Genomic DNA, 21,826 nt, shown 5'->3' with positions numbered 1-21,826 from the left:
ATTTCTTTTAAATCGCCGTCTAAATGCATAAAAAGCAAAGTCGTCAAGGGATGCGCGTGGGGATAAGTCTCCCGCAAGGGACTCCCTGGTAGCACCACGGCCTTGTCGTAGCGTAAGCATGTCACCGTCCCCTTCTCTTTAAAAATGAAAAGGGGAGCAATTGTGCTGTTTTGCTTAACTTTGGTCTTAAAATAATTTGTTTATTCTTTTTCTGCGATGATTAGCGTAATCTGCGAGAAAACTACTTTGCGCGCGTTGTGGTTGTTTTTGGTTGCGGCTTTGCTGCCTTAGAGTGGACTCATCTATGAAATTATAAGAAGATGGCATTCAGTTCAAACAAAAGGTGAAATTGCCAGAGCTTTGTGTTTTCTGATCGAAAGACGGTCAGGAAATATATCAATAAAGCCAAAGAAAAAAGGATTGCCCAAAGTAAACATGGAATTTTCCATATTCTGAATGTCCCCCAAAATTTCAAACAAAGACCTTATAATCGATTGATATTTAACGGAATACATTAGCTGAATTTATGAAAAACTCACCCCATTCCCCCGCCTTGCTCTGTGAGTCTTTTTGCAAAGAGAGGGGGATAAGAGCATACCTAACGTGTTAGTAAGTATGAAATTAGGGGGTGAGTTGTAAAAATGATTTTAGAAAAAATATTGTAATCTTAAAAAATTTGGGGGACATTCAGGGAATTTTCCATATTCTCTTGACAACCTAAAAATAATGCCTTATATTTCATTGTAACAGTTACACTGACACGCAAGGTGTTTATCATGACCATTCATGAACTCATTGAAAAATCGGGCTTTAATCGACGGACCATTTACTTTTACACGCAAATGGAGCTTTTGCCCCCGCCAAAAGGAAAGGGCAAGAGCTTTGAATACAGTGAAGAGCATTTAAAACGCTTGCACCAAATAAAGAAGTTGCAGGCTATGCGCTATTCTTTAAAAGAAATCAGGGAACTTTTGTCCCGGCCCGATTTCTCCCTTGAAGATGAGGTCCAGGTAACGTCGCCACAAGCTTTTCGCCAAAAATTAGTAAGAGAACCTGAGGTACATGCCTTTCAAAGCATGGATGACTCCAATACGCTCTGGCGCAGGCTCCGCATTGGAACAGAAGCCGAATTACAGATAAAATGGCCGCCTTCACAGGAAACCTTAGAAAATCTTGAAAATCAGGTAAAAGAACTTATTCATAAAATAAAAGGAGAATTAAAATGATGGACGTTGATTCATCAATACGTGTTGAGGTTGAGGGTATTTTTAAAGACTCTCTGGCCTTAAAAGCCCTGACCTATCGTGGGAAAATAGATGGTCCGATCGGGAGGTTCAGTCTGCAACAACATTTTACTAACATGTCTATTTTGCCTTTAGAGGTAGTTTACACTTTTCCAATAAATAGCAACATGCTGATTGACGAATTTCATATTTTTTTGAACGGCAAATCAATCCATTCCCAAATTCTACCGTTAGATGAAGCGCAAAAGAGATATGACGATGCCGTTATTGAAGGCGACTCGGCCACCTACATTCAGCAGCATCGGTCAAATATTTTTACATTGAATATCGGTAATCTGGCTCCTAAAGATGATCTGATTATTCAAATCAAATTACTGCAACTTCTTTCCATTGAGGGTAAAACCATCAGACTTACTTTGCCAACGGTTGTCGGCCCACGCTATATCCCCGGACATCCAATTGGAGAGCGCAGTGGATTTGGCTGGGCAGAACCAACCGATCGTGTGCCCGATGCCGACTGGATTACACCGCCTGTGTCTTTTGATGGCGTACCCTATTTGGTAGATTTTCAAATTGATGTTTCACAGAATCTAAAGGTTGAGTCGGTGGAAAGCCCGAGCCATCAGCTTCGTTTTTTTCCTTCGGCTGAAGGCTTTAAAATAACATCCCTGGGTAATGTTGCACCGGATCGTGATTTTGTTTTGAATTTAAAATTAGCAGAATTGCCAACGAATTTACTCTGGAAAACGAAGTTTGATTCCAAAAATATATTTCTGAGCTGGCTCAACGTCCCCGAAGTGGAAGAAGCAGAACATCTGCCGACCGATTACTTCTTTTTAATCGATCGATCCGGTTCAATGGCTTCTACCAAATTAGAGGTCGTAAAAAAAGCCGTGCGCCTTTGTTTTAGAAAGTTCATGCCCGAAGACCGGTTCGCTCTGGCCGCATTTGATCACAATTTCATATTCTGGAAAAACGACTGGCAACAAGTCTCAAATAAAAATATCACAGAGGCCGAATGGTGGCTAAAAAAGATAAACGCCAATGGTGGCACCGAATTGTTACCAGCTTTGCAGAAGTTTTTCTCAATGAATTTTAATCCGGAACGTCGTGTGGTGTTAATCCTGTTAACCGATGGAGAAGTGGGCGATGAAGCGGAAATCGCAGATTTGTTTGATCAGGCGCCGGAGAATTTGAAGGTACTGTTGTTTGGCATTGACACGGCCGTCAACCAGGAACTATTTGAGGCGATTATAGAAAAGACGCCGGGCTTGGTCGAATACATTTATCCCGGCGAGCCCATGGAACAGAAAATTAATCTGCAATTTGAACGTATTGAGTTTCCATTAATCAAAAATGTAATGGTTAACGAGAAAACAGCAATAGTGTTTCCAGACAAAAGCAGTCTACTTCATTCCTCCGATTTGAAACCGGTTCTTGTTTCAATGGATGGTAAGATGGACGAGCCAGTGACTGTATCTATCCAATTGAGGGATGGACAGGAACATAAAATAACGCCGACGATTTTAAATTGCGATGAAGAAATGTCAAAAGCTTTAAACAAATTTTATGCTCAATTCTTGATAAAAAAAGAATTGCGTAAGATTAACAATTTTGAGGTTATGAATAATCCCAGGAATGAAAAACGGATTAAAGAAAAGATTATTAAATTAGCAATAAAGCATCAATTACAAACTGATTTAACGGCCTGGTTTGCTATTGCCGAACGTGAGGAAAAAATTGAAGGCATGCCTGATATTCAGGTTGTTCCTTCGGCTTTACCAGATACCTGGACCGCTCATGCTATTGCTTCACCTACGATGGATGGAATACCGTCCTCATGGTACAGCAGATACAAAAGAGTAAGCAGTGAGGTCAGAACAAAAAGAAAGCCTAAGCATAGTAATGGTGAGCCATTCGTTTTGCATCATGAAATATTTGACAAACTATTTCATAAGAGGGGTAGCAAGGACAGATTCTTTTCGGATAATAAAATATCAGACAAACTATATCATAAATTACTACTCATACAGCGTATCGATGACGGAGCGCTTATTCCTGATGGCTTAAAAAACGAATCTCCAGTCAGAGCAACTTTGTTGACGTTACTGGCCCTGGTTAATGAATTTACTAGAAACCAGAAAGAGGCGCTGGCTTACCGGAGTAATTTCTTCCGCGCATTGATGTTTATTTTAAATCGTCAAAATGAACTTTCCATGACGGATAAAGCAATTTTAAAATTTGTTGTGGAACGACTTCATTCCTTGAATATTCATTTGAAGAAAAAATTAAAAGAAAAGTTCAATAACATTATGGCCCATTATGATGATAGGTTAAACGGTTACTTAGATGAACTTACAAAGGTGAAACTGAGCCATGATTCTGAGAAAAGCTGGGAGGAGTTTATCAGAAAGGTTAATATGTTTAATAATAAGAGCATTAAATAGTTAGAAAAGATTAATAAATAGCGTCCTGTTTCAGCGAAAAATGGGCTTTTTGCCCAAAAACTAAGGTGTAAAATTCCGCATCGAATTGCGTTTTGACGATAAAAATTTCTTCGGATTTGTTAAGAATACACAAAGCGACTGCGTCGTTCCTGACAAATCCTACAAAAGTTCTTTGCTGGTCGCTACGCAATTCGATGCTTAACATCCAGGATCACCTGCCGATATGAAGCGCAAGCGGAATAGCGTGCAGGTAGAGCGTTTTGTTAACTGCCGCGACAGTTCTATTTCAATATTTTCTTTATATATTTTTCTGGATCTTCAATAATTTTATCGTATTCAGATTTATGAATACGTTTAGATTCAAAATCAATTTTTACATCCTGAATAAATTTAGCAAAATCTTTGTTTTGCTCAACTAATTTATTCATTGTGTCCCAATCTAACTTTTCTTTATGCTTTGCAGGGAAAATAACGCTTGATGAATCTATATCTTGCAAATCCAAATGTATTATTCCAATCCCAAATGATGTTGATAATCTCGCTAATTCTGATAATAAATCATCATCTCTTTTTATATACGCTGCAACAAGATAACCTTCATTTGCCCAAGATGAATTTGATACCGCTTGAAAAAAAGATTGCCGATAATTCCCTTTGTTTATGGTTTTCTTTATTTCAAATGAGTATAGTTTTATTACATTATTTTCAGATAGGCGATTAAATTCTATTAAATTGTTATCCCATTCTTCAAGCGGAATATAAAAACCTACTAAATCTGGATGAAGCCATTCATTATAACCATTCTTTTTCGATTTCTCATGATAAATCGTTTTAGTTAGTACACTTCTTCCACGATTGAATGAAGGATTAGCATAAACAAAATAAGTTAATAAAGGATGTAAATCTCTTTCAGTAAAATGGTCTACTTCTTTTGTAGGCTTACTCTCAGTTATTTCTATTTTTTCAATAACATCTTTTGGAAGAAAATCCTTTTTACTTTTCAAGAAAAAACGTGCTGGATTCTTTCCAAGTTTAATAAAGTCTGAATTTTTATTATCTCTTACATCAACAAATAATCTTGCTCCTAAAGATTGCCATGGTGTTTTTCCAGTAACATTTAACTTCTTATCTAAACCTAATTCAACGCCTTTTTCCCATATTTCTTGATAAGTTAGAGGTTTATCAGAATTAGTAAGCACTTCCTTGGCAAAATCAAATAGTGAGTATTTCATAAACGCACCATTATTTTTATAATGTTTAGGCAGTTAACGATTGAGCTAACCGGATTTGCCACGCGCCAACAAACTTTCACTTGGCTAAGACGTTCTCACTGGGCGATGGCGCATCCCGCGTGGCAAATTCCGTGTTTAGCGTTTTGTTAGGCCATATGAGAATTTATTTTAATTCTTCTTTAATTTCATAAATATATTTTTGCCAGACGACTTTATCAACTCTATCATCTAAAGGATAAAATTTATCAAATGATAATTTTAGATTATCAGATAATCCATATTTTTCAAAAAAAGATCCGTAGATTTTTGGACCATATCTTTTTAATTCAAAGACAAGTTCAGTATAATATTCATCACCTGCTATCATTAAACCGATATCAAAATTTTGATTAAACGCATTAATTAACATTTCTTTGGTAAGAGCAATATCTACACCTTTTTCTCTTTTATTTTTACGCTTGAATAAAATTGGTTCAAAATCATTTTCACGTAATTTCTTTTTAAGATTGTAAAAATATTTATCATCACCTTGATAGGAGCTAAACCAATATTTTCTAATGAAATTCCATTGATTATATTTATTGAAACTATCAACTAAAATGCTTGATAGTTTAATTGCATTTAAAGGAGGCTTATCCGCTCGGAAATTTATATTTAAAAATTTAGAAAGCTCAATTAAAAGATTAGAACCATCAACAAATACCATTAATTTTGGAACAATACTTTGCATATTATAATTCAATTATGAACGTAAAGCTATGATTTACATTCATGGCGTAAGATACATAAAAAACCAGGCATTATTTTCATTTTTGCTTATAGGTACTTCTACTCTTTATATTAAACGACAACCGTCCAGCAAACAAAAGTGAAAATAGATAGAGTAATGAAGCTATACCGATGTTCCATACAAGAAAAGCTTCGTCGGAGCTATGCAACGCGTTGTCAACAAATGGCATAAAAAACACTAAAATTATGCTACCTATTAATGCCACGACCCTTTCCAAATATTCTAGTTGGCTCTGAACGTTTTTAGGACCACTACGCGAAGGATAACGATATAACATCAAAACCCCTAAAGCAAAGATAACCAAATAACTAATCGCCCAGTAGGAAAATTTAGAAGGCATATTATTATCACCTAAAGGGTTGTAAAATATTCTCATTTCAGCATAAACAGTCGCAAGGCCGTCTATAGTCTCGTCTCCACATCTAGGACAATAATAGTAAGACCCTTTTTTGGCTGTTTCATATTTATCCCAAGATACAAGATACACTCTAGTGATCGAAGGGGGGACTTTATTATCTATGAAAACATCTCTTATAGTGAAAAAACTCTCGCGAAAGGGGAAAGCATATTTAACCTGCTTTGAAGCGTACCGTTTCCATGAGTAACTAGGATCTGCTGAAAATGCCGGGCATCCTATAGAATGAATGTCACCCCATTGATTTTTAAACAATTCTTCTAACAATCCTATCAAGGCTAATCTCAAGTTCAAAGCAACAATTTCTTTATGTTCCTTAGGTGTGCGCCTAACGATATAGTCGCTAAAATGAAATGCATTTGCTATTACAGGTAGAGCAGCAAAAGCACGTATCTCCCTTTTTTGAAAAAACTTGCTTTCTTCGGGCACTCTCCAGATATATGGTTGTAATGCATGCGGTTGCTTCCATTCTTTAGGTTTCTCCAAAATCTCTCCACTTTCTAAATGCATTCCCCATATTTTCTCCAAATCAAGTCTATTTTGGTTAAGTCTGAATATTAACTGTGTAACCATAGTTTTGTATGTGGGCAGATCGTAAAAAGAACCACGCAAGGCTTGACCACATAGAATGTTTACCATAGGTAACATTTCAAGGCCACTAGTAATAGGCACAAGATCGTATTGAATAGTCTCCAGGTACTTTTTGGGATTAAATACATCTCCCCACATTCCAATAAAAGTGACTGTCACACCATTTCGAGACTTAACTTGCCCTAATTCAACTGGCGTGCCATGTCTTAATCTATAAGCTACAGATGCCTTCAGCGTTTTCAATCCTACAAACCAAACTAAAGGGGTCAGAACAACCATCACGAAGAAAATAATTATGGTTCGTTTTTTTGTATTTCTTATCTTCATTTCATTTCCACCTAATTTGTTTTATTTCTCATTGGGTAGGCATGGGCCTTGCGGCCCTATTACCCCCTAAGAACCGTACGTGATAGTTTTCCATAATACGGCTCAAGCATTTCAAAGGCATCCCTTATGGAGATAGCCGACAATGACCTTAATTGCCTTTGCGATACGCACCAAAAGCCTTGGAACTTTACGATGAACCAGTTTCAATAAGAAAGAACTCATCATATTATTCAGACCTTAGCCCTTTGACTCCGTGGGATTCGGAGAAGGGTTTCATTCTCGCGAACTCAACCCGATTCGGTATATTACCAGAAGGGCTTCACACCCCGTTGCCATTTCAACGGCAAGCTGTGAACCTGCCGAACGGTAGCATGCCTTCCTAAGGTACTGGTAGGGATATACCAGGTGTTATCGAGTAGCGTAACTACAAGTAACACAAACATTTATGCGACTTCATGTCGCACCTAACATTATCAATTATCTTTATTCTATGTAATTGTTTATTTAAATCAATCCTTTTCTAAAGTATAATAAAACTAATTTTAAATATCAAAAAAATTGTTGGATTTTTTCTTATTTTTCTTTAAAATATAGCAATTATTAATGTTATCTGGAAGCAATATAAGATGGAAAATTTTAAAATCTATCTTAAAAAGGTGGCTCATATTCCCGATAAATAAAACTCTTTTTACATCCATTAGGTGAAGGCCGCTTATAATTTTCTTAAACTGAGTAGTGATACCCAACTTTCTAAGGCCACACAGCCGCAACCAAAACCAACCGCAACGCGCGCAAAGTAATTTTCTCGCAACTTCGCCAATCATCGCAGAAAATTATTTAACATGTATGACGCAAGCTTAGCAAACCGGCACTCTACTATTCGTAATTCGTAATTCGTAATTTTTAATTTTTAATCCTATTACATCATAGCAGCAAACAAAAACAATCCCGCAGAAATTTAAGAAACAACAGAGGGCCCAGAGAAGTCACAAAAGACGTAAAGAATGTTTTAAATTAAAAATAGTTTCAATCGCTCTCACTTAACCTTCACCACCGTCACGCCCGTGTCACCTTCGCCCCACTTGCCTAATCGGTACTCCTTAACGTACGGCGAACGGGCCAAAAATTGATGCACAGCCTGACGCAAAGCCCCCGTTCCCTTGCCATGCACAATACGCACCTCCTGCCAGTTGCTCAACTGCGCCTTGTCCAGAAAAGCTTCCAGCTCGGAAAGGGCTTCGTCAACGGTCATTCCGCGCAAATCCAGCTCATTAGAAATATTGACTGCCGGACTGACGACGCCCCCCTTTTCCGCCGCTTCTTTTTGCGCCGAACGTTCACCTTTCAGCTCAATATCATCAACAGAAACCGTTATCTTAATTCCATCGCGCTCAATTTCAACCGCCTTTTTGGATTTAAAAATTTTCGAAATAAGGCCGTCAAAATTAAACTTTTTAGACTTGACTTTTTGGCCAACTTTAAGCGCATGAATGTCAATCGAAGCGCCTGCAGGTTCCCGCTCTTCTTCTTTAAGCCCGGCGCGCAAGGTTTCGATAGTTTGCCGCGCCTTTTTGATAACCTGGCGATCGCCCTGCGATTCCTTAATTTCCTTAATCGCTCGTTCGATTTTCTTGTTCACATCGGCCAATAATTGCGACGCCTGCTGTCTGGCCTCTTTTTCCGCTTTTTTCATCTGCTTTTTCAGCGTTTCCGATCGAATGCGGTAAAGCTCCAGCAGGCTGTCCAGTTCCGATTGTTTGATGCTCAGATCCTGCGATAACTGCAAATACTTCTGCGATTTTTGAGATAAATCGCTTAAAAGCCGATCCAGTTTAAAAGTTTCCTTGCCGGTTATTTCCAGCGCGCGGTTAATGATCCGCTCGTCCAATCCCAGCCGCCGACAAATTTCAAACGTGTAACTGCTGCCGGGGATGCCGATTTCCATGGTAAATAACGGCGTCAGCTTTTCCATATCAAACAGCATGGCCGCATTTTCAACGCCCTCGGTCTCGGTGGCGAATATCTTTAATTGATTTTGATGGGTGGTGGCCAGAGAGATAATGCCTTTACGATTCAGGCGTTCCAGAACGGCAATGGCCAGCGCCGCGCCAACGCTCGGTTCTGTACCGCTGCCAATTTCATCGATTAACGCCAGGCTGTTTTCCTGCACATGATCCAGAATAAACTTGATGGATTTGATGTGCGAACTAAAGGTGCTTAAATCATTTTCTATAGACTGATCGTCGCCAATCACGGTAAACAGCTGGCTGGCCATAGGCAGTCGCGAGCCATCGGCAACCGGCACATGAAAGGCGCACTGAAACATAAGCTGAATAAGACCCACGGTTTTTAAGGCTACGGTTTTACCGCCGGCGTTGGGGCCGGAAATTACCAGCACATTAAAATCTCGCCCAATGTGCACATTTAACGGCACCACCTGCTGCGGATGAAGCTTGAGCAGAATGGGATGATAAGCGCTTTTCAGTTCCAGAAAAAATTCTTCGTTAATCTCCGGAGCGCTGCAACGAAACTCGTTAGCGTATTTGGCTTTGGCCTGCAACACATCCAATTCAACCAGGATATTGTAGTTGATTAACAGTTCGGTCTGAAATTCTTTTACCTGGCGACTAAGGTGTTTCAGGATTTTAATTTCTTCTTTTTTCTCGGCCGCATGCAGCTTTTGCAGTTGATTATTTAAATCGACAATGGACATGGGCTCAATAAAATAGGTTTGCCCCGTGCCGGATTGACCGTGCACAATTCCCGGCACCTTGTTAACCGAAAATTCGCGCACCGGCAGAACAAATCGTCCGTCGCGCAGAGTAACGTATTCTTCCTGTAAAAATTCTCTGTATTTTTTTAACAGGCGTTCCAGTCGAATATGAATCTCATTATCAATATGCTGAATCTCTTTGCGGATGGCCTTCAATTCCGGGCTGGCATTGTCAAAAATTTTCCCGGAAGGATCAATGGTAAATTGAATTTGCTGCAGCAGGCGATCCGTTGCTTTGAGTTGTGCTAATATCCCCTGCAAAAACGGATATTTTTCTTCCATCTTCTGGCGGAAAGCGATAATTTCGCGATTGAGTTCCAGCAGATTTTGCAGCTCCAGAAACTCCTTAACTTCCAGAAAACTTTCCACGGGTTCAATCTTATTCAACAGCAGGCGCACGTCAACAAAATTCCAGATGGGAAATCCGCCTTCCACCTGCAGAACGTCGCGCATGTCCTGTACCTCGGCCAGGGCCTGCTTAAGCGCGGATGCCCTGTCAATCGGCTGTAAAGCTTTCAAACGCGCCTTGCCGTTTTCTGTAACACAGCGCCCGGCGATCCAATCTAAAATGCGGTCAAATTCAAGGGCTTCTTTTGCTTTTTCAAATCCGAACATAGCGCGCTTAATATTTTTTGAGTAACTGGAATACAGAGGTATCCGGCAACGAGATATTGCGGAATTTTAACAATTGATCGGGGTTAGCCATTTGCGGTATCAGGGCGGCAAGCATTTGAAAAACATAAGTAGAAAAATAGAGAACATAAGGCCAGATCAAACTTTCTCCGGCGCCAATCTTTTGTAAAAAATTGGCGGCAAAAGGCAGCAGTCTTAAAATAAAGACAATGACGCTTAAAAAAAACAGGCTTTTCAATAAACCGAACAGCGCGCCGCCCAGTCGATTGAGCGGTTGCAAAAAAACCAGCTTAATGAGTTTTTCCAGAATACTGCCCACCATGCGTAAAACCACATTCACCACAATAAAGATCAGTACAAAAGCTAAAATTTGCGCGCCGGTTTCAGGCAGCGAGGCCGCTTGCATCAGCCATTTGCTCAAAGGCTGGTATAAAGACATGGCCAGATAATAACCAAGTAATATGGCGAGTATGATAATCAGTTCTTTAATCAATCCGCGAAAGATACCGCGAATGGTAAAATAAGCAATAAAAATGATCAGGAATACGTCAAGGCTGTTCATTACGACATTTGCATTAAACGTTCGCGTACCAGTTGTTGCACTTCTTTACCGTCGGCCTTTCCCTGAACCTTTTTCATCACAGCGCCCATGACCTTCCCCATATCTTTGATGGAAGCGGCCTGAACTTCGGCGATGGCCTGTTCAATAAACTTTAAAATCTCATCTCTGGAAAGCTGTTCAGGTAAATACTGCTGGATGATTTCCAGCTCCTTTTGTTCTTTCTCCGCCAATTCCGGTCGATCGCCCTGTTTGTAAAGCTCAATCGCTTCCTTACGGCGCTTAACCGCGCGATTTAAAACAGTTAACACGTCCTTTTCTTCAATCTCTTTTGGACGCAACTTAATCTTTTCATCTTTGATTTGAGCGATGAGACCGCGTAAGGTTTCAACTTTAAAGCGGTCTCCGCTCTTCATCGCTTCCTTTAAATCTTGCAGAATTTTATTTTCAAGATTCATGGTATTTTAACGATTCATTTCTGCCATTAATTTACGCATCTTACGGCGGGCCTGACTCAACTTACGCTTCCGCTGTTCACTGGGCTTTTCGTAATGCTGGTGTCTTTTAATATCTGCCATCAGCCCCGACTTTTCGCAGGCCTTGGTAAATCTTTTAAAAGCTTTTTCAAATGGTTCTCCGTCTCTTACCTTGACTGTAATCATAAGCGTTAACGCGCTCCTTTCTTTTTGGTTTTACTTTTAATAAGCGTATTTATCCGGATTTTTAATCATATCAATTTCATATTCGGCGGGTTGTTTCCACACGCGATGCTTGGCCGCTTTTTCATAATACTGCAACGCTTTTTGTTTTTGTCCGCGATTTTTGTAAACCTCGCCCAGATAGTAATTGGCGCCGGCTTTTATCATAGCGTTTCTGGTTAACTTAAGCGCCTGCAGCAACGCTTTTTCCGCCTCTTTAAAACGTTTGGCTTCCACCAGTGTTTTGCCCATTCTAAAATAATAAGAACCTTTTAAACTGGCTTTTTTGGCCGTATCGATCGCCTTCTGAAATGCGGCAACGGCTTCATCGTATTTGCCCAATTTTTCCAGAGACAAACCTAAAATATTGTAAGCAAGATAGTAATTAGGTTTAAACTCCACCGCTTTTTTAAGATGCTCAACGGCCTTGGAATAGTTTTTTTGTTCGTAATAAATTTTACCGATCCCGTAATGGGCCTTGGCCGATTTTTCATTAAACGCCAGAACCGCCTGAAAGGTGGCCAGCGCCTGATCGCTATTCCCTTCATCCGCCAGTAAGTTGCCCAGAGCGATGTATGCGGTTTCGAATTGTTTATTTAATTCAACGGCTTTCCTGAACTGCTCCTTGGCTTTATCATATTTTTTCAATTTTTTGTAACAATATCCCATCATGTAATGTGCCTCAGGAAAGCTATCGTCATTAGCCACTGCCGTCTGAAACTTAAGAATAGCTTCGTCGTATTTCTGCTTTTTAGCCAGATCAAGACCGGTGTTGTAAGCCTGACCGGCTTCGGGTTTTCTCGCCTTTTTTTGCGAAAACAGCGCCGTGCTGGCAACCAGAACAATCATTAAAATATGGACTAAAAGATTAATCCGTCTCACCTGGAGCACCTCCTTTGTGAATTAAATTTAAATTACTAATATAATACTTATTTGGATTCCTATCAAGTTTCATTTTTTGCTTTCTTTTAAAGTGACCGTTTTTTTACTGTACTTCTTTAAAAATTCTTTCATTTTGTCGTCAATATTACGTTCGATATCAAACATGGCATCCGGCACATTTAAATAGGTTGTGGTTTGCAACTTGAATTTGTTAACAAGATTTTCCAGTTCCTGAAGAACAAAGGTAATTCTTCGCGTCTCTTTAATGCTAACGTCTATCAGCTTTTCAATGGTATTGGGATTGTGCGGATTCTGTTTGCACAATTGCGCATAGCCGAAGATGGTTGTGGTCGAATTATTGATGTAATGCGCCAGAGTGGTTAATATCTGGCGAAGCGTTTCGATTTGCGCCTTTTGTCTTTCTTTTAACTTTTCTTCTTCCCGGGCAATTTTTAACGTTTCGTATTCTTTTATCGCCCGTTTAATAACCTGGGGCAGTAAAACAAGCGTTTGCGGCGATTTAACCAGAAAATCGCTCGCCCCGCTCTTTAAGGTTTCCACAGCAATTTCCAGCTCGCTTTGACCGGTGAACAGGATGACCGGAACATCGGAGTGCTCTCTTATTTTTTTTACCAGCTCGGCGCCAGACATATCCGGCAAATTGAAATCAAGGATGACTATTAACGCCTTTTCAATATCGTCTTTTTCAACATCGCTGCCCTTTGACTTGATAACAACAGGCAAAGGTAATTCTTCCTGAATATGTTCTTTTTCCAGAAAGGCGTAATTGGGATCGTCCTCAATAATTAAAATATGCTTACTTCCCGCTTCTGTGATTCTACCAGATTCCATAAATACTCCGAACTTGTTTCAGTTTTTTTACTAAAAACGCGACCATTTGTTCTATAAGCATGAATAAGGTCTAAGAATATAAAAAAATTAAACCTGAAAAGCCATAATTAAAATCAAAAGTAGGAAATCTTTTACTGATGAAAGCGTCCGATCATCAGGCTCTTTTAAAGGCCTCATTCCGGCCGGAGGCCAGCGCGTTCAGAATTCCCCTGATCATTTCGTGAACAACACGTCATGGGCCAGGGGAATGCCCCTTGCCTTTGATTTGCCCGGGACGAAAATACACTCAGGCGATAAAAGCGTGTGCTACGTTTTTCAATCTTTAAATCTCCCGCTTTAATAAATCGGGATGTTTTTCCCGAATGGTCAATATCAGCTCCCCAAACAGAGTGTTGGCCCAGGCGAACCAGGAACGCGTGTATTTTTGCGGATTATCTTTGTGAAACGATTCGTGCATAAATCCCGTGCCGGCATGCGTTTTTTTCAGCGTCCTCAAGCAGGTGAGAATTTCTTTTTCATCATCGCTGGTTAAGGCGCGCATAATAACACTCATCGGCCAGATGTAATCCAGCGCCACGTGCGGCCCGCCTATGCCCTCGCCCGCCCGGCCTTTGAAAAAATAGGGATTGTCCGCGCTCAAAATTAACCGACGCGTGTTCTGGTAAATTTCGTCCTTCCGGTCAACCGCCCCCAGGTAAGGCAGAGACAGCAAACCGGGCACGTTGGCGTCATCCATAAACAGGTGGTTGCCAAAGCCGTCAATTTCATAGGCAAAAACAGGGCCATGTACCGCATGTTCTACCACCGCATGTTTTTGCAAAAGCGCCTCGATTTCGTCGGCAAAATCCGAAAAACGCGCCGCCCATTCTGTGTCGTTCCACACGGCGTTAAAGATTTCGGCCATCTGACGCAAACTCTGCGCTGCAAACCAGTTAGAAGGCACCAGAAAGGGAAAGATGCAGGCGTCATCCGAAGGACGGAACATAGAATGAATGAGGCCGATTTTGCGCGTGGGAAAGCCATACCCTTGCAGGGGAACGGTGTCGGTGGCCCGCTCGGTAACCCGCATAAAAGTGTAAGGCCCCGGACTTTCCAAACGCTGCTGCTCACGGAACGTACGGTAAATACTCAGGGCAGCCTTTTTCCAATTATCGTCAAATACAGAAACGTCGCCTGTAACCTGCCAATAACCGTAACTCAGGCGTATGGGGTAACACAAAGAATCGATTTCCCACTTGCGTTCATGCACGCCGGGCTTCATCTCTGTTAAATCTTTGGCCCATTCTCCCAGCTTCGGCTCGTTATAAAAGGCATTGGCGTAAGGATCCAGCAGAATGAAGTTTACCTGTTTGTTAATCACTCCGGCAATCAACGCCTTTAAGCTTTCGTCCTCTTTTGCCAGTTTAAGATAGGGCCACACCTGAGCCGAAGAGTCGCGCAGCCACATGGCGGGGATATCTCCGGTTATGACAAAGGTTTCGGGGCGCCCTTCGCGCTCGCTAAATGCGACTGTGGTGTCCAGTGTGTTGGGAAAACAATTTTCAAACATCCAGGCCACTTCTTGATCGACAATATCGGCTTTCACCTGCTGAATGGTCTGCTCTACCGCCTGACTGCTAAATTTTCGTTTTGCGGGCACAGGCCGCTGCGATTTAAAGGAACGGGCCTCAAGCCAATCGGGCAAACCGACCACAGCGCCAGCCATAAAAATACTCCCTGCTTTTAAAAATTGGCGCCTTTCCATGGGCGTCTTCTCTTCTGTTTACTTGTCCTGGAGCAAACTAAAACGATAAATAATCTCATGCCGATATATATGTTCGGGCATCAAAACAATCATCGGGAAATGGGGATGATTAGGCGCATCCGGAAAGTGCTGCGTTTCCAGACAAAACGCGCTGTAACGACCAAAGCGAACACCATGTTTACCGCTTGTTTCCAAAACTTTGTTTGCGGTGTACAGTTGCAGCCCCGGAACATTGGTAAAAACTTCCAACTTTCGACCGGAGGTAGGCTCAATCACCGTGGCCGCCTTGATAATTCTGTTATTGAAATCACGCAAGACAAAATTATGATCATACCCTCCGGCGAATTGTATTTGCTCTTCCTTTTCATCGATTCTTTGGCCAATGGCATAAAAATCACGAAAATCCAGTGCGCTGCCCGCCACCGGTCGAATTTCTCCGGTGGGAAGCAAACGCTCGTTTATCGGCGTAAAATAATCGGCTTCCACTTTAAGGCGGTGATCCAGAATATTTTGAGAAGTATCGCTTGATGACGTAAAGCCGGACAGGTTAAAGTAAGAATGGTGCGTCATGTTCACAATCGTTGGTTGATCCGAACGCGCCGTAAGAGAAATATAAACGCTGTTGTCCTCACGCAAAAGATAGCGCGCTTCAAAATGCACCGATCCAGGATAGCCTTCTTCTCCGTTAGGCGAACCGACGCTCAACAACACTTCCCTCTCCGAAAGCTGTTCCATAATCCACACTTTTGCGTGCAGGCCAAAAATCCCTCCATATACATGATCTTTTCCCACGTTAAGGGTTAACTGGTAACTCTTCCCGAACAAAGAAAATTTTCCATCCGCTATTCTGTTGGCGCATCGACCGATTATCGCCCCAAAATAATAGGGGTCCTGCACATAGGCGTCCAGATCATCATATCCAGCAACCACATCGCTTAAATTTCCGTGTTCATCCGGCGCCAGCAGGCTGACCACACGCGCGCCATAGTTGGTAACCTGCATTTGCATGCCGCCGTCATTCTTTAAAGTTATCAGATCAACGTCCACTCCCTGGAGCTTTTTACGAAAGCTTTTCGCGCTAATCAATTCCATTTACGATTTTCCCTTTCTCACTCAAAAAAGATTTTCAAAGTTTTAATTTCAAATGGCTCGAATTCCAGGCGAATAATCTGATTAGTCGGATAACGTTTCAGGTTTTGCCATTCTAACAAATCCGTTTCTATAATTTTTGCGGGTATATTAGAAAAATTTAAATAGGTGTGACTCTTCATGCCGCGCGCCTCAACCAGTCTTAAAATAAGAGCATTCTCTTTTTCCGCTTTTTTAACCGCTTCCAGATGGACGAATTGCCCGCTTAAACGGAAGGGCAAAACAGCGTCCTTCTCGTTTTTCAGCCCATTGAAAAGAACCGGCGGTTGATTTAATTGTAAAGCCTCTTGCATTACATCGGAATGAACCAGATCGCCGATGTGCGGCAGTAAACTGTAAACAAAAGAGTGTTCTCCCCGGTCGCAGTCCGGATCCGGATAGGTGGGCGCTCGCAGCAAATTCAAATTTAACTCGTTGTCCTGCACTTTGTAACCATACTTGCTGTCATTCAACAGAGCCACGCCGTAATCGGGCTGAGAAAGATCGGCGTATTTGTGCGCCGCCACTTCAAAACGGGCGCGTTCCCAGGCAGAATTACGATGCGTCGGTCGGAAAAAATATCCGTATTGCACGTCAAAGGCCGCCTGGGTTGCCTGGATATTCACCTGGAATGCCACGCGCAACATCCGGTGGCTTTCGTGCCACTGCACGGCCGTTTCAAAATCCAGACGTTTACTGTGCGCTCTTAAATAAACCGTTTGTTCAATGGTAGAGGCGCCAATGCGATAGGTAAAGCGGATGGCATTGCGCAAGGGCCCCGCTTCCAGGCGCTGGAAGGTATGAGCGTCGGCTATTTCCAGCAACTGCTCTTCATAAAAGGAATCGATATCCCAGGCGTCCCACTTATTAGGGCGATCTTCAAATAATTGCAGCAGATTGCCGCGCATGCCAGGCAGGAAAATGGAATGCTGTGCCTCTTTGTCATAGGCTTCAACCAGTTTTCCCGTTGGATCAAAACGGTAGCGGATACGCGCATTTTCCAGCAGCAGATCGTCTTTATTTTTCATGGAAGGTCCCGGCTTGCTGTCTGCGTCTTGACGGTGGATATTTAAATACCCGAGCGCCGGCAATTCAACCATAGCCAGCGTTTTACCGTTGAGCTGCTGAACTTGCAGGGGCTGATGATCGTCATCCACTGCGCCGCTCCAGCCATCCGGCAAAATGATGACCTCATCGCACGTAAAAGGTAAACTGTTAAAGACAAGCAGGCTGTTCGTATTTTCCGTGAACAACTGGCGAGCGGTGCGTTTGATCATCTCATCCAGCGAGCGAAACATCTGCTCGTATTCTTTAAAAACTGTTTGATAGACTTCATTAATGCTTGAACCCGGAATAATGTCGTGAAACTGATTCAAAAGCAGGCGCTTCCAGTTTTCTTCAAAAAAATCTGCGGGATAGGCCTGCAAAGGCAGGCAGCAGGCCAGCATCTCTGCCAGACGCAGCTTAAACTCCAGTTGACGGTTTGCTTTTTTTACGCGGGCCTGGGAGGTAAAGGTGCCGCGGTGGGCTTCCAGGTAAAGATCGCCTGTCCACACGGGCAGCTCGTCACGGTATTTTTTTACCGTCTCAAAAAACGCCGAGGCGCTGGCAAATTTCACTTTCGGCGCGCCTTCCAGGTTCTGCAAGCGCAGGCCGTTTTCGATGTGCTCCTCTTTCGGGCCGCCTCCGCCGTCGCCAATGCCAAACAGAGAGAGAAATTCATCGGCAATGTCTTTTTCCATAAAATTTTCGCGGCCTTTGATCAGGTACTCCGGCGTGAGCGGACTTCTGTAAATATCCTCGGGCGGAAAATGCGCCAGTACTTCGCTGCCTTCGATGCCGCGCCAGATAAACAACGAATAGGGAAAATCGTTGACCTGATTCCAGGAGAGTTTTTGCGTTAAAAAATATTCCACGCCGCTGCGTTTTAAAATTTGCGGCAGAGAAGGCGAAAAGCCAAATCCGTCCGGCAGCCATACATTCTTTACATCAACGCCGAACTCATCCATAAAAAAGTTTTTGCCGTACAAAATCTGGCGTGTAAGCGACTCGCCCGAAGGTAAATTGCAATCGGCTTCCACCCACATTGCCCCCTGCACCTCCCAGCGCCCTTCTTTTACCAGGCGTTTTATGGCCTGGTAAATGGCGGGATAGTGTTCTTTAACAAAAAGGTAATGCTGGGCCTGCGAAGCGCCAAACACGTACTGCGGATACTTTTTTAAAAGCATTAGCTGGTTAGAAAACGTTCGGCCGCATTTACGGATCGTTTCGTCGATCGGCCACAGCCAGGCCGTATCGATATGGGCATGGCCAATGGCAAAGGCCGTGAGCTCCGTGGGGCAGGCCGGACTTTTCAACGCATCACGCAGAACCGCTCGCGCTTTTTCAGCGCGGCCAATATCATCGGCAAATTCCGCCAGAGCCCGGTTAACGACCTTTAAAATCCGGATAAATCGCACCGAGTTTTGCGGCAATTTTTTCAGCAAACCGAACAAAATATCCAGATCCAGCGCCAGATGCCACAGGCTGCGGTTAAATGTCGATAAATAGGCGTAGCGGACGTGAGATTCGTAATAGCCGTGTCGTTTGCCGTTTTTCTCTGTCGGGTCCTGCAAGCGATGGATGCCCAATATCTCCGTTGAAGAGACTTCGATCCAGAATTCCACTTCGCTTCCTGCAGTAGAGAGATGAACAACGTCTCGGATGGCCTCCGGATCCATTACCGAATAACTGGACAGCGATTGAAGCGGCTCCCCACTGTCCGTAAAGATTAATCCTTCGCCGCCCAGATTGATCCTGGCAACCACCTCTTTACCGGCCCAGCCAGCGGGGATTTTGCCCTTCACATGAAACCAGGCCACCTGCCAGGCTTCGCCCCACTTTTCACCAATGCGAATAGATGAAAAAGGTAACTTTTTTACCTGTTCAATGGACAATAATTTTTGCCGGTCAACAAGAGCATATTCCAGTTGTAACGGCACGTTCTCAGGATAAAAATGGGTTTCCATTCTTTGCAGAAAATTCTGAATCCGGTTTAAATAAATCGTAACCTCTTTGGGATGCATATTGACCTCAATACTTTTTTTAAGGTACATAAGCGCTAAATATTTCCAGAGAACCGTCGCTTACCAGTTCAAATGAAGCGATTTCTGCAGGGAGCAAAATCGATTGTCCTTTCTGAATTGCTAAACGACCTCCATTAAAAACAATCTCTCCCTTGCCGTTTACAACCATCATGATGCTCACCGTTTCCAGGAAAAACCTTAGCTTTGATTTCTCATCTAAATTCACATGCGTGATGGAAAACTCATCCACCGGCGTTTTATAAACATATTTTGCGTTCTGAGCGCCTTCGTAAATTTCCACCGGCCCCGTTTCATACGTTAAAACTTCGATCAACGTTTTTACGTCCTTAAACTTTGGCGTTAATCCGGCGCGCACTACATTGTCGGAGTTAGCCATGCATTCGACGATGTTGCCTTTTAAGTAGGCGTGCGGCACTCCGGCTTTCAAAAATACGCCCTGCCCTTTTTTCAGATGCAGCAAATTCAGCAGGTAAATGGAAAACAGGCCCACATCGGCCCCGTATTTTTTTTTCAGCTTTAGGAACCATTCATCCCTTTCGGTGCGCTTTTTCTTTTGTAGTAATTTTTGCTCGATTTTATTCAACGTGGCCTCCATCTCCGTTGCATGCGTTTGCGATTTTAGCATCAACGTCTGATAAAATTGCCTGAACTTTTGTCGATTCTCTTGTTCCTCATGACGCGCACCCTCGAAAGTGAACTCTAACGGGCCGGTAAATTCTAAAATTTCCGGAAAGGTACGCAATACGGCGTCCATTTCTTTTAGCGAGCGAAAACCCACCAGCGCGGTCAACTCATCCAGGGCAATGGCAATTTCCGGTTTGTGGTTGTCGTCCGGGTAGTGTTCCGGGTCTCTTTGATGGAGGACTTCGGCCTGTTGCTTATTGGGATGGGCCTGAATGGAAAGCGCTTCTGCGGCAGACAACACCTTAAAAAGAAACGGTAATTGAACGCCAAAACGCTCGATCACCCTGGTACCCAAAATTTGCTGCGGAAACTGCTTTATGAACTCGCTTAAAAGGATCCGACGCCCGTCAACCACCACTTCTGAAGGCGCATTGGGATGCGTGCCCATCCACAGTTCGGCGTAAGGCGTATCGGGCTCAACCGCCATATTCAATAAACGGGGAATAAACGCCTGTTCATTGCGCGTACCCCACGAATAGTTTTGAATTTTATTAATCAATTCATAAGGTCGGGCTACAAATTTTAATTTCATGCCGTTTTAGCCTTCCTTGTCTTTTAATTAAAACGCTTAACAAGTTGGCCGAATATTAAGATATTCCTGCATTTTTAGCAAATTATTATGTTAAATAACTTTTTTCAATAAAGCCAATACTTTAGCATGCAAAAATTTTGCTGCTGTAATGGATGAATTGTTGATTGGTTGAATGGTAAAATGGTTGAATGGTCGCCGACCTGTCATTACTTTTTTCGCCTTTGCACGAAGCTGGCCAGCGCAGGAATCGCCTACACCATTGGAAATAACTCCCAACGCTCGATCTCTCTCTCCCAGACTTTTATTCCGGGAGAGGGAGATCGAAGGGGTGAGGGCAAGACAGACTCTCTTTTAATCAAACAGCCCCTGCCGCTTTTCAAATATCTTTAATCACTTCCAGGTACTGCTTGTAAGGAATGGCCGGCATGCTTTCCGCTTTTACCGCGCCTTTAGACATGGTAATCATGGAAACCTTAATCGCCGTTTTTTCATCCGGGGCTTCATAGATATCCATAAAGTCATATTGACCCAGCAGCGCAAAATGATCAATCCAGCGCACTTCAGGACACTTTTGCTTGACGGTTTCGAACCATTCCCGCCCGATCTGTTCGCGCGTCCGGGCGTCCTTCATGGCCGAGGGCGATAGTTTGGTTAATAAAATAAAGGTTGGCATGGCGTTCTCCTTTACATTTCTTTGGTTATGTCAATTATCATTGGATTTACCAGGCGTTGGAAATCGGCAAACGGCAATTTGATGAGTTCTCGATGGTTGCCGGCGTTGAAAGCGATTTCATCATTCTCAGCCAGTTCCTTGCAGGCATAAACCGGCAAGCCATAAAGATTTCCAAAAGGCGGCATGGCGCCGATTTCACATTCGGGGAACAGGTATTTAAACTCCTCTTCGCTGGCTAACTCAACCTCTTTAGCGTTCATCTCCGCCTTGCATTTGCTCAAATCTAATTGATAAGTGGCCGGCAAAACAAACATGGACATCTTGCCATCAACCTTAGCCATCACCGTTTTGGCTAATTTTTTTCCGGGAATGTGCGCCGATGCGGCAATTTCCTGAGCGGTGTACGCCGGCGAATGGACAATTAAAACATAGCGCACCCCCTGCTCATCCAAAAAATTTCGTAATTTTTGCAATGGCATGGCCTACCCTCCTTCATGATTATACAATCATTTATTTATGAAACGCAACGTAACGTT

19 protein-coding genes are annotated in these 21,826 nt (G+C 42.6%); 2 read left to right on the top strand and 17 right to left on the bottom strand.

The annotated features are described in order from the left end of the window. The first annotated feature begins 776 nt into the window (after positions 1-776). Together Cabys_RS07465 and Cabys_RS07460 are read left to right on the top strand one after the other, a co-directional pair. Entirely contained in the window at positions 777-1,226 is a 450-nt protein-coding gene (locus Cabys_RS07465) for a MerR family transcriptional regulator (protein ID WP_006929659.1), read from the top strand. Further along, positions 1,223-3,691 (top strand): VIT domain-containing protein, encoded by a 2,469-nt coding sequence (locus tag Cabys_RS07460; RefSeq protein WP_006929658.1) that lies wholly within the window; start codon positions 1,223-1,225, stop codon positions 3,689-3,691. The genes Cabys_RS07465 and Cabys_RS07460 overlap by 4 nt, the downstream gene beginning before the upstream one ends. A 10-nt stretch (positions 3,692-3,701) precedes the next feature. Here the strand turns inward: Cabys_RS07460 and Cabys_RS07455 are convergent, their stop codons facing one another. The 17 genes from Cabys_RS07455 to Cabys_RS07375 all read right to left on the bottom strand — a co-directional run bounded on the left by Cabys_RS07455 (position 3,702) and on the right by Cabys_RS07375 (position 21,769). Next, positions 3,702-3,896, bottom strand: a complete 195-nt coding sequence (locus Cabys_RS07455) for a hypothetical protein (protein ID WP_006929657.1) — start codon at positions 3,894-3,896, stop codon at positions 3,702-3,704. Between the two features lie 76 nt (positions 3,897-3,972). Next, a complete protein-coding gene (locus Cabys_RS07450) occupies positions 3,973-4,923 on the bottom strand; it encodes a COG2958 family protein (protein ID WP_006929656.1) in 951 nt (316 codons plus the stop codon). 163 nt (positions 4,924-5,086) lie between these two features. Next, positions 5,087-5,653: an NYN domain-containing protein gene (locus Cabys_RS07445; protein WP_044281253.1), complete on the bottom strand. Its 567-nt coding sequence runs from the start codon at positions 5,651-5,653 to the stop codon at positions 5,087-5,089. Between the two features lie 76 nt (positions 5,654-5,729). Beyond that, positions 5,730-7,046: a hypothetical protein gene (locus Cabys_RS07440; RefSeq protein WP_006929654.1), complete on the bottom strand. Its 1,317-nt coding sequence runs from the start codon at positions 7,044-7,046 to the stop codon at positions 5,730-5,732. Positions 7,047-8,082: 1,036 nt separating this feature from the next. Further along, the gene (locus tag Cabys_RS07430) at positions 8,083-10,434 is read right to left on the bottom strand and encodes an endonuclease MutS2 (RefSeq protein ID WP_006929653.1); all 2,352 of its coding nucleotides are present in this window, start codon (positions 10,432-10,434) and stop codon (positions 8,083-8,085) included. 7 nt (positions 10,435-10,441) lie between these two features. Further along, the gene (locus tag Cabys_RS07425; RefSeq protein WP_006929652.1) at positions 10,442-11,014 is read right to left on the bottom strand and encodes a CvpA family protein; all 573 of its coding nucleotides are present in this window, start codon (positions 11,012-11,014) and stop codon (positions 10,442-10,444) included. Then, on the bottom strand, positions 11,014-11,469 hold the full coding sequence (locus tag Cabys_RS07420) for a GatB/YqeY domain-containing protein (protein WP_006929651.1): 456 nt from the start codon (positions 11,467-11,469) through the stop codon (positions 11,014-11,016). Before Cabys_RS07420 ends, Cabys_RS07425 begins: the two co-directional genes overlap by 1 nt. A 6-nt stretch (positions 11,470-11,475) precedes the next feature. Further along, positions 11,476-11,673, bottom strand: coding sequence for a 30S ribosomal protein S21 (rpsU, locus tag Cabys_RS07415; protein WP_006929650.1), 198 nt, complete (start codon positions 11,671-11,673; stop codon positions 11,476-11,478). 36 nt (positions 11,674-11,709) lie between these two features. Beyond that, positions 11,710-12,591: a tetratricopeptide repeat protein gene (locus tag Cabys_RS07410; protein WP_006929649.1), complete on the bottom strand. Its 882-nt coding sequence runs from the start codon at positions 12,589-12,591 to the stop codon at positions 11,710-11,712. A gap of 69 nt (positions 12,592-12,660) precedes the next feature. Further along, a complete protein-coding gene (locus tag Cabys_RS07405; RefSeq protein ID WP_006929648.1) occupies positions 12,661-13,443 on the bottom strand; it encodes a response regulator in 783 nt (260 codons plus the stop codon). 322 nt (positions 13,444-13,765) lie between these two features. Next, positions 13,766-15,187 carry a glycoside hydrolase family 125 protein gene (locus Cabys_RS07400; protein ID WP_044281251.1) on the bottom strand — a complete coding sequence of 474 codons (1,422 nt, stop codon included), beginning with the start codon at positions 15,185-15,187 and terminating at the stop codon, positions 13,766-13,768. A gap of 18 nt (positions 15,188-15,205) precedes the next feature. Further along, positions 15,206-16,279 carry an aldose epimerase family protein gene (locus tag Cabys_RS07395; protein WP_006929646.1) on the bottom strand — a complete coding sequence of 358 codons (1,074 nt, stop codon included), beginning with the start codon at positions 16,277-16,279 and terminating at the stop codon, positions 15,206-15,208. 17 nt (positions 16,280-16,296) lie between these two features. Then, on the bottom strand, positions 16,297-19,323 hold the full coding sequence (locus tag Cabys_RS07390) for an alpha-mannosidase (protein WP_169833699.1): 3,027 nt from the start codon (positions 19,321-19,323) through the stop codon (positions 16,297-16,299). A gap of 76 nt (positions 19,324-19,399) precedes the next feature. After that, positions 19,400-20,617: a mannose-6-phosphate isomerase, class I gene (manA, locus tag Cabys_RS07385; protein ID WP_006929644.1), complete on the bottom strand. Its 1,218-nt coding sequence runs from the start codon at positions 20,615-20,617 to the stop codon at positions 19,400-19,402. A 90-nt stretch (positions 20,618-20,707) separates the two neighbouring features. Beyond that, complete coding sequence (locus Cabys_RS19770; RefSeq protein WP_150109291.1) at positions 20,708-20,893, bottom strand: hypothetical protein; 186 nt, start codon at positions 20,891-20,893, stop codon at positions 20,708-20,710. A 100-nt stretch (positions 20,894-20,993) separates the two neighbouring features. Continuing rightward, positions 20,994-21,290: a GYD domain-containing protein gene (locus tag Cabys_RS07380; protein ID WP_006929643.1), complete on the bottom strand. Its 297-nt coding sequence runs from the start codon at positions 21,288-21,290 to the stop codon at positions 20,994-20,996. Between the two features lie 11 nt (positions 21,291-21,301). After that, positions 21,302-21,769: an aminoacyl-tRNA deacylase gene (locus Cabys_RS07375; protein WP_006929642.1), complete on the bottom strand. Its 468-nt coding sequence runs from the start codon at positions 21,767-21,769 to the stop codon at positions 21,302-21,304. Positions 21,770-21,826: the final 57 nt, after the last annotated feature.

Origin of the sequence: Caldithrix abyssi DSM 13497, from assembly GCF_001886815.1 — a bacterium.
Taxonomy (GTDB): Bacteria; Calditrichota; Calditrichia; order Calditrichales; family Calditrichaceae; genus Caldithrix; species Caldithrix abyssi.
Note: the sequence above shows the minus strand (reverse complement) of the source record. Positions and strands in the feature narration are given on the sequence as shown.

What these genes read in the sequence shown, in the direction of transcription:
- Cabys_RS07465 (WP_006929659.1), top strand. Translation starts at nt 777, where the DNA reads ATGACCATTCATGAACTCATTGAAAAATCGGGCTTTAATCGACGGACC.
- Cabys_RS07460 (WP_006929658.1), top strand. Translation starts at nt 1,223, where the DNA reads ATGATGGACGTTGATTCATCAATACGTGTTGAGGTTGAGGGTATTTTT.
- Cabys_RS07455 (WP_006929657.1), bottom strand. Translation starts at nt 3,896, where the DNA reads ATGTTAAGCATCGAATTGCGTAGCGACCAGCAAAGAACTTTTGTAGGA.
- Cabys_RS07450 (WP_006929656.1), bottom strand. Translation starts at nt 4,923, where the DNA reads ATGAAATACTCACTATTTGATTTTGCCAAGGAAGTGCTTACTAATTCT.
- Cabys_RS07445 (WP_044281253.1), bottom strand. Translation starts at nt 5,653, where the DNA reads ATGCAAAGTATTGTTCCAAAATTAATGGTATTTGTTGATGGTTCTAAT.
- Cabys_RS07440 (WP_006929654.1), bottom strand. Translation starts at nt 7,046, where the DNA reads ATGAAGATAAGAAATACAAAAAAACGAACCATAATTATTTTCTTCGTG.
- Cabys_RS07430 (WP_006929653.1), bottom strand. Translation starts at nt 10,434, where the DNA reads ATGTTCGGATTTGAAAAAGCAAAAGAAGCCCTTGAATTTGACCGCATT.
- Cabys_RS07425 (WP_006929652.1), bottom strand. Translation starts at nt 11,014, where the DNA reads ATGAACAGCCTTGACGTATTCCTGATCATTTTTATTGCTTATTTTACC.
- Cabys_RS07420 (WP_006929651.1), bottom strand. Translation starts at nt 11,469, where the DNA reads ATGAATCTTGAAAATAAAATTCTGCAAGATTTAAAGGAAGCGATGAAG.
- rpsU (WP_006929650.1), bottom strand. Translation starts at nt 11,673, where the DNA reads ATGATTACAGTCAAGGTAAGAGACGGAGAACCATTTGAAAAAGCTTTT.
- Cabys_RS07405 (WP_006929648.1), bottom strand. Translation starts at nt 13,443, where the DNA reads ATGGAATCTGGTAGAATCACAGAAGCGGGAAGTAAGCATATTTTAATT.
- Cabys_RS07400 (WP_044281251.1), bottom strand. Translation starts at nt 15,187, where the DNA reads ATGGAAAGGCGCCAATTTTTAAAAGCAGGGAGTATTTTTATGGCTGGC.
- Cabys_RS07395 (WP_006929646.1), bottom strand. Translation starts at nt 16,279, where the DNA reads ATGGAATTGATTAGCGCGAAAAGCTTTCGTAAAAAGCTCCAGGGAGTG.
- Cabys_RS07390 (WP_169833699.1), bottom strand. Translation starts at nt 19,323, where the DNA reads ATGGAAACCCATTTTTATCCTGAGAACGTGCCGTTACAACTGGAATAT.
- manA (WP_006929644.1), bottom strand. Translation starts at nt 20,617, where the DNA reads ATGAAATTAAAATTTGTAGCCCGACCTTATGAATTGATTAATAAAATT.
- Cabys_RS07380 (WP_006929643.1), bottom strand. Translation starts at nt 21,290, where the DNA reads ATGCCAACCTTTATTTTATTAACCAAACTATCGCCCTCGGCCATGAAG.
- Cabys_RS07375 (WP_006929642.1), bottom strand. Translation starts at nt 21,769, where the DNA reads ATGCCATTGCAAAAATTACGAAATTTTTTGGATGAGCAGGGGGTGCGC.